Source organism: Psychrobacter sp. UBA6739 (assembly GCF_002453835.1).
Lineage (GTDB): Bacteria > Pseudomonadota > Gammaproteobacteria > Pseudomonadales > Moraxellaceae > Psychrobacter > Psychrobacter immobilis_A.
The window spans coordinates 65512-82746 of sequence record NZ_DKHR01000053.1; the positions used below are offsets into that span (position 1 = coordinate 65512).

Below are 17235 nucleotides of genomic sequence, written 5' to 3' on the forward strand. Positions count from 1 at the left end.
TTTCAAAAACTGTCGCAAGGGAAGTTGATTTTTGAAAATAAATAACCGTTAATAAACACAAGCGCTTTTAACAGGTTGGATATTTCCATGATAAATACGTTGACTAATCAGCCTTTTAATTCAAATATATTTTTGATTTTTAGTATTGTAGCATGCCGTAATTAGGCTGTCTTATAAGGCTAGTAACATAAAACGACAGACCTAAGAGCAATTTTTCCAGTGCGCGAGAGTAGACAGGTTCAGTCAATTGAGAGATGCATTGATTGCGAAACCACAACAATAAATCGATAGCCTTGCGCTATGATTGTTTAGATTTAATAAATAAAATGGATGATACCTTAACAAAAAAAAGGTTAATGCCATCAGCTGACTAAAGATGATAAGCAAGTATTTGACACCTGAATGCATGGTAAGTTTTGTGCTATCAGCACAAATAAAAGGACGTTTACGATGACTGACTCTACTAAGAAATTACATATACTTATTACTGGCGCGACGTCGGGTATTGGCAATCAATTGGCAAAAGACTATTTACTAGACGGTCATCATGTCTATGCCGTTGGTCGAGACGATAGCGCATTGGCTGAGCTTGAGTCATTAGGCGCAGAAACGGTTGACTTAGATCTCATGGATCGGGATAAAGTTATCGACGCTTTTGAAAAAATTGAAGAGGTTGATTTGGCGATTTGTGGCGCTGGCATGTGTGAATATTTGGACATGCCAAACTTCGATAGCGCCTCTTTTATGAAAGTGATGTCGGTAAATATGGGTACGTTGTCACATGCTATCGAAGGGATATTGCCAAAACTAATCGCCTCAAAAGGTCGCTTGGTTGGCATTGGTTCAGCATCTGCTTATGTGCCATTTGCTCGTGCCGAAGCTTATGGCAGCTCAAAGGCTGCCATCCATTACCTCATGAAAACTTTGCAAATTAGCCTTGCACCGCATGATGTGTCGGTAAGCTTGGTCGTGCCTGGTTTTGTCGAGACGCCAATGACTAAGCAGAACGATTTTCCCATGCCCTTTATCCAAACAACAGCGCAGGCAAGCCAAGCTATTCGTGATGGTATCGCGAGTGGTTGCGACGTGATCGAATTTCCCAAAAAGCTCACTTTACCGTTAAAGGTATTGGGTACGTTGCCAGATTTGGTGTGGCAGCAAGTCAGTGAAAAAATCAATAAAAAATAGCTTATTATATTGAAAAACGGCTAAAAATAAATTACTAAAAATATGGAAAGGAGCGCATCAATGCTGTTTAACCGCCGTAAACGTAAGAACCTAGAGACAATCTCTCATGAAGCCAGCAGCCTCTCAAAACAGACGACTAACGTTCAAGCTAAAAAACGTATTGCTATCATTGGCTCAGGTGTATCAGGATTGACTTGCGCCCATTATCTGGTGGCGCAACATGAAGTGACAGTGTTCGAGGCTAATGATTATATTGGCGGTCATGTAAATACCATCGATGTGGCGCTACAAGACGGCAAAAAAGCAAAGAGCAGCAATGTGGAAAACAGTGCCATAGATACTGGCTTTATCGTCTTCAATGAGCGTACTTATCCCAATTTCTTTCGTCTACTGCATGAGCTACAAGTGCCGTTTCAATCGACTGATATGAGCTTTTCGGTAAAGAATACAGCGCGCCATTTTGAATACAATGGTCACACGCTCAATACTTTATTATCGCAGCGTAAGAATGTTTTCAATCCAAAGTTTTGGCAATTTATCAAAGATATTTTACAGTTCAATAAGCATATCAAGCAGCTACGCCAAGACTACGAAATGGCACGTACTAAAGGGCAAGATGTTAGTGTTTTTACTGAGCAAACACTGGGCAGCTATCTCACAGAAAAAAGTTATGGCAAGCTGTTTATAGATAACTATTTGCTGCCAATGGTTTCTGCCATTTGGTCAACCAGTCTGCATGAAGTGCAAGACTTCCCACTGGTGTTTTTTGCACAGTTCTTTGACAATCATGGCTTGCTTGATGTGGTTAATCGTCCGCAGTGGTTTACGATTAGAGGTGGCTCAAAACAGTACGTCAATAAGTTGATTCCACGCTTCATCAAAGCGGGCGGTGAGGTGAGAGTAAACAGTCCAGTCCAGTCTGTGGTTCGAGATGGTGAGCAAGTATTATTGACGGTTAAAAATAAAAGCATTACTGACAACAATATCGAAAGCTTAAACGAAAAATTGGTATTTGACGAAGTTATCTTTGCTTGTCATGCAGACACCGCGCTCAAAATTTTAACAGACGCCAGTAAGGATGAAAATGAGGTGCTGAGTCATTTTCGCTTTACCAAAAATACCGCCGTACTGCATACCGATGTCAGTGTCCTACCGAACAAGCCGTTGGCATGGGCCAGCTGGAATTATCTGATTGATGAGAGTCTCGCAAATCAAAAAGCGCAAACATCAGCAAAACCAGTGCTGACTTATCACATGAATATTCTGCAACGCCTGACCAAAAAACACAATTATTTGGTTACGCTGAATCCAGAAACCGTTCATGAAAATATTGATGATAAGCACGTCATCAAGCGCATCGATTATAGCCATCCTGTGTTTGATAAAGCGATGATTAAGGCGCAAAGCAGATGGTCGAGTATCTCCGGTAACGACATGCACACACATTTTTGCGGTGCCTATTGGTTTAATGGTTTTCATGAAGATGGCGTACGTAGTGGTCTACGTGTCTGTCAGGCGCTCGGTCATGATATTGCGATAAAGGACGAGGTTGATCCGACTCATCTGCCTGATGCCGAGAGCGCACATACGCCGTTTCGTTATAAAGACCTACCGGTAAAGGCAGATAGCAAATTGCGCACACTTAATAAGCGTGAGGTGGTCACGGCGCTCACCAATCAGGAGCTGATTGAGTACATTGAACGTTTACAACCGCCTGTTAAAAATGATGAACAAAAGCGAAAGCGTCGCTTATTTGGTCGTCATAACGTGCAGTGATTTTAGCAGTGAAATCAACGAACACTATTGAAGAGAATGCTATGTCTATTGAAACCGACACGCCTAATAAGCTGTTACCCCATCAGTTGTTCCATGGGACGACTTGGCACAGTCGGTTACTGCCAAGTGTGCATAAATTTGCGTACCCATACCGTTATTGGGGCATCAATATCAGCGCATTGGCTAAAGGGCTGGAGCTTCCTGAAGTAAGTACAGGTATTAGTAGCAAAAATAAGCTTTTAAAAAAGTTGCTTTCAAAAGGACGGCTGGTCAAAAGATTGCCATTATTTTCAGCAAAGAAAAAAGCCTTGCAGCAGTTTTGTCCTGATGATTACTTACAAGGTCTACCTTTACAAGAGTCAAATAGCCTAAGTAATTTATCAATGAGTAATAAGCAGGATAACTGTCGTTCAAATTCTGTTCAGACACTTAATCATCGCTTGAACCAAGCGTTTACTGAGCAAACGGGGAGTGAGCCAACAGGCGATATTATTGGAATGCTCGTTTGCCGCAATGCAGGCATATATTTTAGTCCAGTCAATTTTTACTTAGGTTTCGATGAGCAGCAGATGCCGTCGCATTTATTGGCTGAAGTCTCTAATACACCATGGGATAAGCGCCATTACTATGGGTTTACACTCAATGGTGCGAATACTGAATTTTGTCATAATAAAGATTTTCATGTCTCACCTTTTAACCCGATCGATCAGCTATATCGTTGGCAGGTTAAGGTAAAAAAGCAGCCGGATAATTGCTTGCAAGTTCGTATTGCTATCGATATCAGCGATGAGCGCGGTGAGGTATTAAAAACGGGTATAAAAATGGCTGGCGTTCCAATGACCGCCACAACGATTCGCAACAGTTTGCGAAAAAGTCCGCTAATGAACATGACCTCTGTAACCCGTATTTATTGGCATGCTTTCAAGCTTTATGCGATTAAAAAAGTGCCTTATATTCATTATGATGAAAAACTGGCCGATAGCCAACAGAACAAAGCACCGACTCCAAAAGATATTCTTTGATAGTTGAAGGGCTAACGATCAGCCAAAGAAATTTATCAGCTTAACGCTTAAGCATAGAGCATTTAAACAAGGATGAATATACGATGTCAGCACGACCAACCGACCGAGCACCCGTTTCGACATTAGCAAAATTGACCGCACAGATGAGTAAGGTCGTCAATGAGCGCGCCATTTTTCAGCCAGTCAGTGCGGGAATGAATCAATTGGCAAGAAAACTCATCTTCCGCGCATTAGCGCATATCCAGTTTGGTAGCCTGACTATAGTCGAAGCATTCGATGAGCAAGCACCTAATACCGTCAGCTTTGGTAAAGTATCCGATAGTGTCGCGAGCAGTTCGGCAGTGGGTCGCCATTCACTACACGTCACCTTGATGATTCATGATCCTACTGTCTATCGGCAGCTGTTGCTTGGCGGCTCTATTGCGCTAGCAGACAGCTATATCAATGGTGAGTGGGATACGGACGATTTGACCGGGCTGATTCGGTTGGCAGCGCGTAACTTGGCGGTGTTGAATAAGTTAGAAAATCGCTTTGCAGGTGTGAGTAAGGCTTTTGAAAAAGCGAAGCATCGGCTGCGCAGTAATGATCAGTCTGGTGCTAAGTCCAATATTTTAGCGCATTATGATTTGGGCAATGATATGTATCAGCGTTTTTTGGACGATACGATGATGTATTCAGCGGCAGTCTATCGTACGCCTGATGTATCACTGAGCGCAGCGCAGCAGCATAAACTGGCGCTCATTTGCCATCGATTACAATTGACGCCTGATGATCATGTGATAGAAATTGGCACAGGGTGGGGTGGTTTTGCTATTTATGCCGCCACACATTATGGCTGTCACATAACGACGACGACCATCTCTGACGCCCAGTATGATGAGGCGCAGCGCCGAGTCGATGCGGCAGGGCTGTCCGATAAAATTACCCTGCTGAAGCAAGACTATCGTGAGCTGACAGGGCAGTATGACAAGCTGGTCAGTATCGAAATGATTGAAGCCGTTGGGCACGAGTACTTACCGACGTTTTTTGCCAAATGTAATAGCTTGCTCAAACCCACAGGGCTGATGGTGCTGCAAGCGATTACTTTTAACGATCAACACTACCAAGATTATGTTAATTCAGTCGATTTTATCCAGACGCACATTTTTCCTGGTGGTTGTTTGCTGTCTAATCAAGAGCTAAACAATCAGTTTGCTGAACAAACCGACATGGTCATCAAGCAGCTACATGATTACGGTTTTGACTATGCTCATACCTTGCGCGATTGGCGTGCGGCGTTTATGGCACAGCGTGAAGAAAATAAGGGGCTTGGTTATGATGATGCCTTTATTCGCTTGTGGGATTTTTACTTTTGCTACTGTGAAGGTGGGTTTTTAGAGCGCACCATCGGCGTGGTACAGTTGACCGCAGTGAAGCCGGATAATATTGATGTGATGCATTTCTCTGATTTGTCTTCTCATGACACTCTCACCGATGAGCAAAGCAGCCGCCTGATTCACGATATTATGAATTCTAATGAAAGCGGTAATGCCAACAGTGATGGCCAAGACGCCTCCAAACGAAACATAGCGTCTTAACAAGTTGCGTTTCAAAAGGTAGTGTCTTAACAAGCACTGACTTAACAAGCGATGATGGAAATAAGCTGGGATTAAAAAACGCTAATTAAAAGGATGTGGTTATGGGTTATGTATTTATATATCTGGCTGCTGTGCTTATATTTTTGGGTATTGACGCAGTTTGGCTCAAGACTATGACGGGCTTATTTTATGAAAAGCGTATCGGGCATCTGCTTGCCGATGAGCCAAACATGATTGCTGCTGGCGTGTTCTATATGTTTTATCTACTGGCTCTCTGTATCTTGATTTTATATCCACAAATCAAAGCAGGCGCTTCGATTGGTCATATATTCTTGCTTGGTGGCCTAATAGGGCTGATGGCCTACGGTACTTATGACTTTACCAGTTTAGCGTTGTACAAAGGTTTTACACTGGATACAGCGTTGGTTGATTTTGCTTGGGGCGGTATCTTGACAGGTTCAGTGAGCGCCATTGTCGCTTGGCTTGCTTATCGTTTTCATTGGTTGAGCTAAAGTTAAATAGCTTAAGATTTACATAACCTAGACCATTCAATGACAGAGTGCCGTTTGTGCTCTCTTGTGAGCTGCTGTATAAATGATACTTACTATCAACACGCCCTAAATAATTCAAGGATTTTTATGCCGCAATACAATACCAGCTCGACTGCCAAAAAAGCCCCATTAAATCATGAGCTATATATGTCGATACTTATGACGCCTGATATGGCGAATTTTATTGGCAATGTGCATGGTGGTGATTTGCTTAAGATGCTAGATCAAGTCGCTTACGCTTGCGCCAGTCGCTATAGTGGTAATTATGTGGTGACGCTATCTGTCGACCAAGTGATGTTTCGTGAACCTATATATGTTGGCGAATTGGTTACCTTTGCGGCAAGTGTTAATTATGTGGGGAATACTTCGATGGAGGTCGGCATTCGCGTCGAAGCAGAAGACGTTCGAGCCCGTACCGTACGCCATACCAACAGCTGCTATTTTACGATGGTCGCTATCGATGATAATGGCAAGCCCACACCTGCGCCGCCACTTGATATCAAAAATCCCATGCAGCAATGCCGCGCTGATGCCGCACTAGAGCGTAAAAACCTGCGTCTGGAAAGCTCACATCGACCCAGTTGTGATATCGGAGATATGATTGGTGAGCTAGCTAATCCTCATGATCGTTAAGATGAATAGACCCTGTATAGTCAGTTAAAATGCTTTCAATATACGGTCTATTAATCTGGTTAAATATATATATATCTGCGTTCAAAAAGCCTATATCGAGATTATTATGAGCTTAAAACCATCGGAAGCCGAGTCACCTACTCCTATTTCTCATCAGCCAGCGCCGCGTAATAGTCGTGCTCGAGGCACTGGTACGCTCATTAAAGACGCCACTTCTGATAGTGATTCTCACTCTGTATTAGACGGTTCTGCTAAGTCGGCACCCAATAAAGACAAGCAACATTCCGCTTCATTGGTAACAGTATTAATTGCTGTTGGAGCCAACATTATCATTGCGATTGCCAAAACGGTAGCAGCATTTATGACGGGCTCTGCTTCTATGATCGCAGAGTCAGCGCATTCGTGGGCAGATGCAGGTAACGGTACTTTATTAATTGTCGCCGAGAAAAAGGCGATCAAACCTGCTGATGAAAGCCATCCCCTCGGCTATGGCAAAGAAGCTTATGTCTGGTCGATGATTGCCGCTTTTGGTGTCTTTATGGCAGGTTCGATTGTCTCCATTTATACCGGTATCACCGAGTGGAATGCTGCGAAAAGCGAGACCAACTATACCATCGGTTTCATTGTATTGGCGATTGCGTTTGTGCTCGAAGGGTTTTCGTTAGGGCAAGCTTACTTACAAAGCAAAAAGCATGGTGAAGCGATAAATGTTAGTGCCATTGGCTATGTGGTCGATACGTCAAACCCAACTTTACGTGGTGTATTCTTTGAAGACTTGGCAGCTGTCATTGGCTTGGTTGTCGCTGCTGCTGCCATGGGTATGCATGCTTANNACGGGACAGCCGTTTTGGGATGCGCTCGGCTCTATCATTGTCGGAATATTATTGGGTGCGGTAGCCATCTTTTTAATTAGCCGTAACCGTGACTTTTTGGTCGGTTATAAAGTATCAGAGAGGATACATGGCTATGCATTGAGCGAGTTACTCAATCATCCAGATATCGATAGTGTGTCGTACTTACATTTGGAGTGGGTGGGACCCAAAAAGATATTTATGGTGGCAGCAGTCGATATCGCTGGTAATCAAAAAGAAAAAGAGATTGCCCAAAAATTCGAAATTATTGAAAGTCAGTTCCGTGCGAATCCTTTATTTCAGGAAGCTATCCTGACATTATCTGTACCCAATGCTGAAACTTTGAGCTTACCCAATAGTTATAATCAAGATGCCTGATAAAGAGAAATCAATATGAAACTAAGTCTTCAGTCTGCTATAGAGAGCCCTGTTGGGCGTTCAATCATGGTTCGCTCATTAAGTATGGCCGTTGTCACTATTAGCGCAGTAGCCAGTCTGACTCAAGCACAGGCTGAGCTGGTAATTCATAATGAGCCTGCTCAACAGCAAAGCGTAAGTATCAATAGAATAAGTGCGAATAGCGCTTCTATTAACAATAATACTTTTATGAATAATATCTCCCCAACAGATACGTCTATTGTGAAGCTGATGGAAGTGATGCACATTGATGAGCAAATAGAATCTATCGTTAACGGGCAACAAGCGGCTATTAATGCTATCAATGTACAAACGCAAAATCGTACTGAGTCAGTAGGTGATGGTAACTTAAATAAACGTCAACAGGCGCTACAAGAGCAGATTCAAAAAGTGCTGGGTCAATATGCCAAGATAATGACCAATGGTATAGGCAATGCTACTGACAAACAGACGTTGACGCAAGCATATATTAACGCAGCAAAAACTTACTATACGCAAGCGGAAGTTGATGCTCAAATTGATTTTTATGATACGGTGATGGGTCAAAGTATCTTGTCGAAACAGCCACAGATTACAGCGGCATTTCTAAAGCAATCTTTGCCTGAGGATACCAGTGAGACAGAGGCGCAGCTGGGTGAGCTTTTACCGCAGATGCAACAAATAATCCAAGGTGTTTTTTAACTGATAACTGACAATTTATCTACTTTAAAGCCCGTTTCTGAGCGCGAATCTTAAAATCATTACACATAAATCATTACACATAAGTTAGTACACACAAAAAAGGTCACTATAAAAGTGACCTTTTTTGCTGATATAGACTGTCTTATTGATATACCTGTTTTATTGGTATAACTGGTTTGAGTACAAAGATATTATTTCTTTGGTGCATTGGCACCGATGAACCATGCATCTTTATCGACAGTACGGCTTATTTCCGTTAATAGGTCAGCGGTATCTTCGTCACCCGCATCACCAGCAGCATCAATCCCTTCACGCAATGATGCCGCAATGGTCTTATAACGATTGGTAAGCTCACGAACATGCTGATCGACTTCAGTAATATCAGTCGGATAAGTCTCTAAAATAGAGTCCTCGACCACACGTTTAGAAATACCATTGGCTTTACCACCAAGGATAACAATACGCTCAGCGACCGTATCATAAGCTTCAGTTAAGCGACCATAAGTATCATCTAATAATTGATGAACACCGATAAAGCCAGTACCTTGCAAATTCCAATGACATTGCTTACTGTCCATACTCAAATCAATGAGATTCGCTAGATTAGCGTTCAATAAGTCGATCATTTTCTTTGCGGTTGCATCATCTATTCCACTTGCGTAACGTTCTCTCATGTTCTACTCCGTTATGTGTATTATTTTAATGAAAATCTCATTTGTTGTTATTGGTATTTTACTAATGAACTACTTGTTGAGTCGTTATAAATAATAGCAGCTTAAATGAAGATTGAAAGCCTCAAGCGTTAGGCTTTATTAGGTGGTCGTGTAATGAGTTTGTTAATCATGAAAAGCTTTGTAAATTTAGCGGATGCTGTGTGCGTTTTTTATAACGAAGGTACTATTTATTCGTTAGAAATAGGGCGTGTGACGTCATATCTAGATGCTAGTATTGTAAGAAGAGATGACAAGATAAAACCCTTAATTACCTTTAAAAACCCTAGCTTAGACCCCACATTGTTATAAACCTTCAGAAGAAGAAAGCCATTATGCGTATGCCCGAACCGCGCTCATCGCGTCAGTTAAACCAATTGGCCACTCAGCTCCAAGGCGAAGCTGAAATTAGTGGTGTCAATGCGTCTGGGACGCAAATATCAAGTCGTGCTTTTGAGATGGTCACAGAATTTGAGCCAGCAGGCGATCAACCGCAAGCGATTGAAAAGCTCGTCAACGGTATCAATTCTGGTATGGATGAGCAGTTACTACTGGGAGTGACGGGTTCAGGTAAGACCTATACCATGGCAAAGGTCATCTCTGAGACGCAGCGTCCAACCATTATTATGGCACATAACAAAACGCTTGCCGCGCAGTTATATGGTGAGTTTAAGTCATTTTTTCCAAACAATGCCGTTGAGTATTTCGTCAGTTATTACGACTATTATCAGCCGGAAGCCTATGTCGCGGCGAGTGATACCTTTATTGAAAAAGACAGTGCCATTAATGACCATATTGATCAGATGCGTCTGTCAGCGACGCGCGCACTATTAGAGCGCCGTGATGCGATTATTGTTGCTTCGGTATCGTGTATTTATGGTTTGGGTGATCCAGAAAGTTATTTAAAAATGCTGCTGCACGTCGTCGTTGGGGACAAAATCGATCGCACTGCTACCATTAAGCGCCTCGTTGAAATGCAATATACGCGCAATGAGCTAGACTTTGGACGCGGTACGTATCGGCTGCGTGGTGAGCTGTTAGATATTTATCCTGCTGAGTCTGAGCAGCTGGCGGTACGTGTGCATTTATTTGATAATGAAGTGGAGAAAATTACTTGGTTTGATCCATTAACAGGTAAGACGGTACGTAGCGTGCCACGTATTACTATCTATCCAAAATCGCATTATGTGACGCCGCGTAATAAACTAGAAGCTGCCAGTCATACCATCCGTGCTGAGCTTGAGCCACGTTTAGAGTATTTCCGTGAAAACAATAAACTGATTGAAGCACAGCGTCTTAAAGAGCGTACTCAGTATGATCTTGAGATGATTCAACAGCTCGGCTACTGTAACGGTATCGAAAACTATTCGCAGCACCTCTCCGGTCGTCCATCAGGAGAAGCACCGCCGACCTTATTTGACTATATTCCAGAAGACGCACTGCTGTTCCTTGATGAGTCACATGTCACTGTTTCGCAAATCGGTGCAATGTATAAAGGCGACAGATCACGTAAAGAGAACTTGGTCAATTATGGCTTTCGTTTGCCAAGTGCGATGAACAACCGTCCGATGAAGTTTGAAGAGTGGGAGCGTATCAAGCCTAAGACTATTTATGTGAGTGCCACGCCTGCGTTGTATGAGCTAGAGCACAGCGAGCAAGTCGTTGAGCAAGTCGTGCGTCCAACGGGTTTGATTGACCCTGAGATTGAGATTCGTCCTGTATTGACGCAGGTCGATGATGTGTTATCAGAGATTACTAAGCGCCGAGAAAAAGATGAGCGCGTGCTGATTACCACGTTGACCAAGCGCATGTCAGAGGATTTGACCAGTTATCTGAAAGAGTACGATGTCAAAGTGGCCTATTTGCATTCGGATATTGATACCGTTGAGCGTATGCAAATCATTCATGAGTTGCGGACTGGCGTGCATGATGTACTGGTCGGCATTAACCTATTGCGTGAAGGGTTAGATATGCCAGAAGTGTCATTGGTCGCGATATTTGATGCCGATAAAGAAGGCTTTTTGCGTTCTGAGCGTGCACTTATTCAGACCATCGGTCGTGCTGCGCGCCATATCAATGGTAAGGCTATCCTTTATGCTGATCGTATTACCAACAGTATGCAAAAGGCGATAGACGAGACCGACCGTCGCCGTGAAAAACAAGTGGCATTTAACCTTGAACACAACATCACACCAAAAGGGGCGCGTCGCAGTATTACTGATAAAATCGATACGGGTGACGATCAGAATGCCAATGACAATCAAGTGATTCCTATCAAGAGCAATCTACCTGATGTCGATATTAGTATCTTACGCAGTCCTGATTTGCTGGCGAAAGAAATCAATCGTCTTGAAAAGCTCATGAAGCAGATGTCGCGTGATTTGAAGTTTGAAGATGCTGCAAAAACGCGTGATAAAGTGCTAGAGTTAAAGGCGCATTTGATTTAGATGGTTATTTGAACTGCCGTTAATATCAGTTTGTATCTAACAAAAAGGTGAGTTGCTAATGGCGCAGCTCACCTTTTTTATGGTCTTCTTATGACTAAAATAGCCTCGCTTTTGTTCAAGATTATTAATAACTAATAATTGGTTATATCAAAACTTGTGTTTATACTAAATGCCCCTTAATATGATATCAATGAGCAATATGAACTTATAACAACGGACGTTGAGGCACATAATCCATCATGCAAAATAATAAATTCTTAGAATTAAATGCGAATGAAAACTCACTAGGTATGGCAGATTCTGCTAAACAAGCTATTATAGAATCTTTAGGTGAGGGCTTTCGTTATCCAGATAATCCACGCGCGGCGCTCATTAGCAAAATTGCCACCATCCACGGGGTGGCAGAAAACCAAATCTCCTTAGGCAATGGCTCGACTGAAAATATTCGAGCTACCTTACAAATGTTGCAAAACAAAGCATTAAAAGAGGGCAAGCAGTTTCAAATGGTGATTCCTGTGCCAACGTTTGATTGTGCAGAGATGTATGCAAATTCTATTGGCGTGCCTGTGGTCAAGATACCACTAACCGCTGAAAACTATGATTATGATTATGATTATGATTATGATTATGATTATGATGAGCTACAAAAAGCCGCTGACGATTTTGATGGCATCAGCCTACTTTATATTTGCAATCCAAATAATCCAACGGGCATCATTACATCAACGTCAAAGCTCAAGACTTGGGTAAGTAATGCACCAGATAACCATTACTTCTTGCTAGATCAAGCTTACTTGGAGTACGTATCAGACCCAAGCTTTGAAAGTGGGATTGAGTGGGTGAAACAAGGGTTATCAGACAACCTGATTGTTATCCATACTTTCTCAAAGTTATGTGCCTTAGCAGGTATGCGAGTGGGCTACGCAGTTTCTAACCCGCAAGCTATTGAGAGTGTCGAAGCGTTTATGTCTATGGACAACACCAACTTGTCAGGTGCGGTTGCTGCTATTGCGACGTTAAATGATGCCAAGTTTTTAGCGCTCAGCTTGCGCAATACCAATCAGTCGCGCCAAATGATTGAGACAGTATTAGACGATCTTGGATTGCGTTATTTACCTTCACAGACCAATTTTATTTTTCATGAGATAAAAGGTGATTTAAAAACTTATATCGATAGAATGCGTGACCATGGCATCAAGGTTGGTCGCGAGTTTCCACCTATTACAGGTTTCAACCGTCTAACACTTGGCACACCTGACGAGATGGCAGCATTTATTAAAGTATTAAAGCTGTTCCGTGAAAAAGGCTGGGTCTAAGTAGTGCATTAAAAAATTGCTAATTTGAAATATCGATAAACTAACAAGACTAGGGCGTGTCCTCAATTCAATCGATTACTTGCTAAATGGGCTAAAAATGGCTAAAAATGGCTAAATTTTGCCAAAAATCGTCAAATAGTTTCTTAATATCTCGATATTATTTGCGCTACTTTCCTTGTTTAACGGCAATTTATCTCATGTTTATCACCATTTTTAAAATGAGGACACGCCCTAGTATTAGCAAAGTGATTTGCCTATAGGGTGGCTCTTTTTTATTTAACGGCTACTATCAATAAATGAGCATCTTACTCATAACAGCTGCTAACGAGTTTCATCGCTCAGAGCGCTTGTAATCAGGGTAAATGCCACTTACCATAACCATTATTATCCGAATGCATCTCACCATCCATATATAAACCCTACTAAATAATCAGAGTAGCAAAAAAGACGAGCGCAAGTGCTACGTCCGCTGGCTGAGCGAGTTTGACATTGTTCATCGCATATTTGGTATGGGTATCAATTAGGCGTATTACTATTGTGTTTACCAATCCATTAATAGAATTAAACTCTAACGAAAACTCACTGGGTATGGCAAAATCTGCCAAAAAAGCGGTTATCGATGCTTTAGATATCGGCTTTCGTTATCCAGATGACCAGCGTGCAGCCTTAATCACTAAAGTTGCGAAAATTAATGACGTGACTGAAAGTCAAATATCTCTAGGTAGCGGCTCCAGTGAGAATATCCGCACGGTCGTACAAATGCTGCAAAACAAAGCGTTAATAGAAGGCAGAAACTTCCAAGTAATTGTGCCGCACCCAACCTTTGCTTATGCGGAACTATATGCAACCTCTATCAATGTGCCCGTGGTAAAAGTAGCACTGATACCTGAAAGCTATTCTTTTGATTTACAAAATATGCAAAAAGTGACTGATGATTTTGATGGTATAAGCTTGTTTTATCTCTGCAATCCCAACAATCCTACAGCGACGATTACTGACACAGATGAGTTAAAAGCGTGGATAGGAACGGCACCAGACCATCATTATTTCTTGCTAGATGAAGCCTACTCAGAATATGTCACTGACCCAAGTTTTGAGAGTGGGATCACGTGGATAAGAGAGCAGCGCTCAGACAATATTATCGTGGTTCGGACTTTCTCTAAACTGTGTGCGCTAGCAGGTATGCGTGTCGGCTATGCAGTTGCCAGTCCGCAAATGATCACTGAGCTAGAGGCGTTTATTTCAGTGGATAACACCAATCTGTCTGGTGCTGTCGCCGCGATAGCAACTTTGGATGATGAGGCGTTTTTGGCATTGAGTTTGCATACTGCCAATCAATCGCGTCAGCTGGTTGAGCAGACGTTGGATGAGCTTGGACTACGCTACTTACCATCACAAGCCAGCTTTATATTTCACGAAATCAAAGGCGATGTACAAACCTATATCGATAGGATGTGCGACCATGGCATCGCTGTTGGTCGCGAGTTTGCGCCTATCACTGGCTTTAATCGCTTGACGCTTGGCAGACCTGATGAGATGGCAGTGTTTGTTGAGGTGTTGAAATCGTTTCGTGAGAAAGGCTGGGTGTGATTAAGCCAGATAGAGTAGTTTCATCATTAGAAAAGGGGAGTTGCCTAGTTTGCCACTTCCTTTGTTTATTGCAATAGGATAAAGGAGCTACAGCTAACATTCTATTTTTACCAACATCAAACGCAGTTTTACATATCCTGTCTTAAAAAATATCACGTCATCTTATAGTATTGATTCATAAAGCACGAATGAACAAGCAGCAGATTACATGCTGGACAGTGGCTGTAAAATCAGGTGTGCTAACGTATATTATAATTTTAAGGTCAGGGATATATCCATGTTTGATATCAAATCATTTTTTAAGAGAGAAGTAGAAAAAAAACTCATCAATGTAGATGATTATATTTTTATGCCTGAGCGAGTAGAGATGGAGCTGGAGGGCGGAATACTAAATTGTGTACTCAACAGTGATGGTCGAGTCGATATCTTTTATAGTAAGCAAGGCGTGACAGAGGTCGGCTCGGCATCACGTAAGCATCCCTTTACGGCATTCGAAACTGAACTATATCATGGCGTTTATGATGACGTTATTAATGATTTGATCAAAGAAGTAGACAAGATTATTGATGGCTCTTCTAAGTATTTTAGCCGCAGTAAAATACTGCCTTTTACAGCAGCTTTGTCACAGAATCCAGTTGACAAAAACAAGTTATAAGCCAAGTTAATAAGATAAGTGATGGTACAAAGACTTAGCAATAAAAAGGGTGGGTTATTTATAACGCACCCTTTTTAATTTTTATTCTCAATGAACATTACTTTGATGCTTTAAGTATCTAGTGCAGTTAACGATACTTATATTTTCACCCCGACAGCTTTATTTGCAGCAGCTAATACAGCGACGTTAGTGATAGGGCGAGATTGTTCACCCTCTATTAAATGATTCGCCTGTGCTTGAGTGAGCAAGCTTTTGGCAAATCTAGTACTGTCATCTCGTGTTTTTAAGGTATTAGTATAATACCATTCACACTGAAACGCCTGCTCGGTGATATCTAACAGCATATAGCCGTGATCAGTTTGGTTGTTGAACTTCTGATGTGGATTGGCTTCTGGCCCAGCACCTTTTTCAGGAAACGCGAGCGAGGTTAGAGCAGGGCAGACGAATTCGACAGCCAGTGATCCTGAACCTGTGCTTGGATTATAGCTGTCCCCATCAAACGGATTTTTGCAGACATCAAATGCAAATGAAGCGTGATAGTCGCCAGTTAGAACGACTGTATTATCGATATTATTATTTTCAATGAAATTGAGCAGACGATCGCGAGCACTGGCGTAGCCATTCCATATGTCTCCCGAGTTGGTGGCAGATGCACCTCTGAATGGAGCTAAAATGACTTGCTGCCCCAGTATCTGCCATTTGGCATCGCGGCGTTTGCCTGCCAGCATGTTTAGATGAAGCCAGTTCTCTTGTTCGACTCCCAATAGTTGGCGTTCAGGCTCATTACTGGCAGTAGCATCAAGCTTTTCACGGCCAAATATACGTGTGTCCAGCATATTCAAATCAAACAATTTACCAAACTCGAAGCGTCGATAAATCCGCAGCTGGCTGTCTAGCTCGTTGCTGCTATCATCACGGATAGGCATCCACTCATGATAAGCTCGAACCGCTGACATCTTGCGCTCTATATAGCTGCCTTTGCTTTCAGTATGGAACCCAGCACCCCCTTTCCATGAGTTATCTGCAATTTCATGATCATCCCAAACGGCGATAAAAGGGTGCTGGCGATGGCATTCTTGTAAATCAATATCAGTACGATAACAGGCATAGCGACGACGATAATCTTCTAAACTAATAATCTCATTTTTGGGGTCTATCGGACGTTCTTCTATTAAGGATTGATCACGATAAAACCCTTCTTGATATTCGTAGATATAGTCACCTAAATGCAGTACGGCTGATATATCGGCTTGCTTAGCGATATGTGCATAACCATTGAAGTAGCCAAATCCATAGTTCGAGCAAGAAACCACGGCCAAGCGCACACGGTCTACTTGATTGGCTGGTAAGTTTGGTTGCGGGATAGTACGAGTGCGACCAGTGGGCGAGATATAACCCAATGCTTGAAAGGTATAGTAATAGGTCGTATTAGGCTGTAGAGACTTGGGATCGACTTTGATAGTAAAGTCAGATTCAGAGGTGGCTAACGCTCTTCCTTGAGCAACGATTTTTTTCATCTCTGGGTCTGTTGCGATAGTATAGCCAACAGGGATGCTCGTGGCACTGATACTGCCGTCATTGGTAATTCGTGTCCACAGTATTACTCTATCCTGTAGAGGGTCACCACTGGCAATACCATGCTTAAAAGGTGAGGCGCCTTGATAACCCAAGTCATCTAAGACGTCCAATTTATCACTCTGGATATTTTCATCGTCGTCTGATGAACAGGCGCTCAGCTGAGTCAGTAGAGTGCCAGCCACAGTGACTTGACCACCTAATTTTATAAACGCACGTCTTTTCATTTGTCATCCTTGATATCAA

General features: G+C 42.3%; 15 protein-coding genes. 13 read left to right on the forward strand and 2 right to left on the reverse strand.

Annotated elements, in window-relative coordinates:
- Positions 1 to 450 precede the first annotated feature (450 nt).
- The 9 genes from B2575_RS11410 to B2575_RS11450 all read left to right on the forward strand — a co-directional run bounded on the left by B2575_RS11410 (position 451) and on the right by B2575_RS11450 (position 8696).
- Positions 451 to 1188, forward strand: a complete 738-nt coding sequence (locus tag B2575_RS11410; RefSeq protein ID WP_296242130.1) for an SDR family NAD(P)-dependent oxidoreductase — start codon at positions 451 to 453, stop codon at positions 1186 to 1188.
- Positions 1189 to 1248: 60 nt separating this feature from the next.
- Complete coding sequence (locus tag B2575_RS11415) at positions 1249 to 2964, forward strand: NAD(P)/FAD-dependent oxidoreductase (RefSeq protein WP_296242131.1); 1716 nt, start codon at positions 1249 to 1251, stop codon at positions 2962 to 2964.
- A 41-nt stretch (positions 2965 to 3005) separates the two neighbouring features.
- Complete coding sequence (locus tag B2575_RS11420) at positions 3006 to 3986, forward strand: DUF1365 domain-containing protein (RefSeq protein WP_296242133.1); 981 nt, start codon at positions 3006 to 3008, stop codon at positions 3984 to 3986.
- A gap of 83 nt (positions 3987 to 4069) precedes the next feature.
- Positions 4070 to 5563: an SAM-dependent methyltransferase gene (locus B2575_RS11425; protein WP_296242135.1), complete on the forward strand. Its 1494-nt coding sequence runs from the start codon at positions 4070 to 4072 to the stop codon at positions 5561 to 5563.
- Between the two features lie 101 nt (positions 5564 to 5664).
- On the forward strand, positions 5665 to 6075 hold the full coding sequence (locus B2575_RS11430; protein ID WP_055123835.1) for a DUF2177 family protein: 411 nt from the start codon (positions 5665 to 5667) through the stop codon (positions 6073 to 6075).
- Between the two features lie 126 nt (positions 6076 to 6201).
- A complete protein-coding gene (locus tag B2575_RS11435; protein ID WP_296242137.1) occupies positions 6202 to 6747 on the forward strand; it encodes an acyl-CoA thioesterase in 546 nt (181 codons plus the stop codon).
- A gap of 361 nt (positions 6748 to 7108) precedes the next feature.
- Complete coding sequence (locus B2575_RS11440) at positions 7109 to 7660, forward strand: cation diffusion facilitator family transporter (RefSeq protein ID WP_422662642.1); 552 nt, start codon at positions 7109 to 7111, stop codon at positions 7658 to 7660.
- A complete protein-coding gene (locus B2575_RS11445) occupies positions 7632 to 7976 on the forward strand; it encodes a hypothetical protein (RefSeq protein ID WP_296242141.1) in 345 nt (114 codons plus the stop codon). The genes B2575_RS11440 and B2575_RS11445 overlap by 29 nt, the downstream gene beginning before the upstream one ends.
- A gap of 15 nt (positions 7977 to 7991) precedes the next feature.
- Positions 7992 to 8696: a DUF2059 domain-containing protein gene (locus B2575_RS11450; protein ID WP_296242143.1), complete on the forward strand. Its 705-nt coding sequence runs from the start codon at positions 7992 to 7994 to the stop codon at positions 8694 to 8696.
- A 191-nt stretch (positions 8697 to 8887) separates the two neighbouring features.
- On the opposite strand, the gene dps is transcribed toward B2575_RS11450, so the two are convergent.
- Positions 8888 to 9370: a DNA starvation/stationary phase protection protein Dps gene (dps, locus tag B2575_RS11455; RefSeq protein ID WP_045451268.1), complete on the reverse strand. Its 483-nt coding sequence runs from the start codon at positions 9368 to 9370 to the stop codon at positions 8888 to 8890.
- 371 nt (positions 9371 to 9741) lie between these two features.
- Between dps and uvrB the strand changes: the two genes are divergently transcribed.
- The 4 genes from uvrB to B2575_RS11475 all read left to right on the forward strand — a co-directional run bounded on the left by uvrB (position 9742) and on the right by B2575_RS11475 (position 15414).
- The gene (gene uvrB, locus B2575_RS11460) at positions 9742 to 11853 is read left to right on the forward strand and encodes an excinuclease ABC subunit UvrB (RefSeq protein WP_025652097.1); all 2112 of its coding nucleotides are present in this window, start codon (positions 9742 to 9744) and stop codon (positions 11851 to 11853) included.
- A 239-nt stretch (positions 11854 to 12092) separates the two neighbouring features.
- Positions 12093 to 13169 carry a pyridoxal phosphate-dependent aminotransferase gene (locus B2575_RS11465; RefSeq protein WP_296242146.1) on the forward strand — a complete coding sequence of 359 codons (1077 nt, stop codon included), beginning with the start codon at positions 12093 to 12095 and terminating at the stop codon, positions 13167 to 13169.
- A 537-nt stretch (positions 13170 to 13706) separates the two neighbouring features.
- Positions 13707 to 14759, forward strand: coding sequence for a pyridoxal phosphate-dependent aminotransferase (locus B2575_RS11470; protein WP_296242147.1), 1053 nt, complete (start codon positions 13707 to 13709; stop codon positions 14757 to 14759).
- A gap of 277 nt (positions 14760 to 15036) precedes the next feature.
- Positions 15037 to 15414, forward strand: coding sequence for a hypothetical protein (locus tag B2575_RS11475; RefSeq protein ID WP_045451279.1), 378 nt, complete (start codon positions 15037 to 15039; stop codon positions 15412 to 15414).
- Between the two features lie 137 nt (positions 15415 to 15551).
- On the opposite strand, the gene B2575_RS11480 is transcribed toward B2575_RS11475, so the two are convergent.
- The gene (locus B2575_RS11480; RefSeq protein WP_201604994.1) at positions 15552 to 17216 is read right to left on the reverse strand and encodes an alkaline phosphatase D family protein; all 1665 of its coding nucleotides are present in this window, start codon (positions 17214 to 17216) and stop codon (positions 15552 to 15554) included.
- Positions 17217 to 17235 lie beyond the last annotated feature (19 nt).

Excerpts from the sequence above, each read along its gene's own strand:
- B2575_RS11415 (WP_296242131.1), top strand. The coding sequence starts at position 1,249 with ATGCTGTTTAACCGCCGTAAACGTAAGAACCTAGAGACAATCTCTCAT.
- B2575_RS11410 (WP_296242130.1), top strand. The coding sequence starts at position 451 with ATGACTGACTCTACTAAGAAATTACATATACTTATTACTGGCGCGACG.
- B2575_RS11465 (WP_296242146.1), top strand. The coding sequence starts at position 12,093 with ATGCAAAATAATAAATTCTTAGAATTAAATGCGAATGAAAACTCACTA.
- B2575_RS11430 (WP_055123835.1), top strand. The coding sequence starts at position 5,665 with ATGGGTTATGTATTTATATATCTGGCTGCTGTGCTTATATTTTTGGGT.
- dps (WP_045451268.1), bottom strand. The coding sequence starts at position 9,370 with ATGAGAGAACGTTACGCAAGTGGAATAGATGATGCAACCGCAAAGAAA.
- B2575_RS11480 (WP_201604994.1), bottom strand. The coding sequence starts at position 17,216 with ATGAAAAGACGTGCGTTTATAAAATTAGGTGGTCAAGTCACTGTGGCT.
- B2575_RS11435 (WP_296242137.1), top strand. The coding sequence starts at position 6,202 with ATGCCGCAATACAATACCAGCTCGACTGCCAAAAAAGCCCCATTAAAT.
- B2575_RS11420 (WP_296242133.1), top strand. The coding sequence starts at position 3,006 with ATGTCTATTGAAACCGACACGCCTAATAAGCTGTTACCCCATCAGTTG.
- B2575_RS11425 (WP_296242135.1), top strand. The coding sequence starts at position 4,070 with ATGTCAGCACGACCAACCGACCGAGCACCCGTTTCGACATTAGCAAAA.
- uvrB (WP_025652097.1), top strand. The coding sequence starts at position 9,742 with ATGCGTATGCCCGAACCGCGCTCATCGCGTCAGTTAAACCAATTGGCC.
- B2575_RS11475 (WP_045451279.1), top strand. The coding sequence starts at position 15,037 with ATGTTTGATATCAAATCATTTTTTAAGAGAGAAGTAGAAAAAAAACTC.
- B2575_RS11450 (WP_296242143.1), top strand. The coding sequence starts at position 7,992 with ATGAAACTAAGTCTTCAGTCTGCTATAGAGAGCCCTGTTGGGCGTTCA.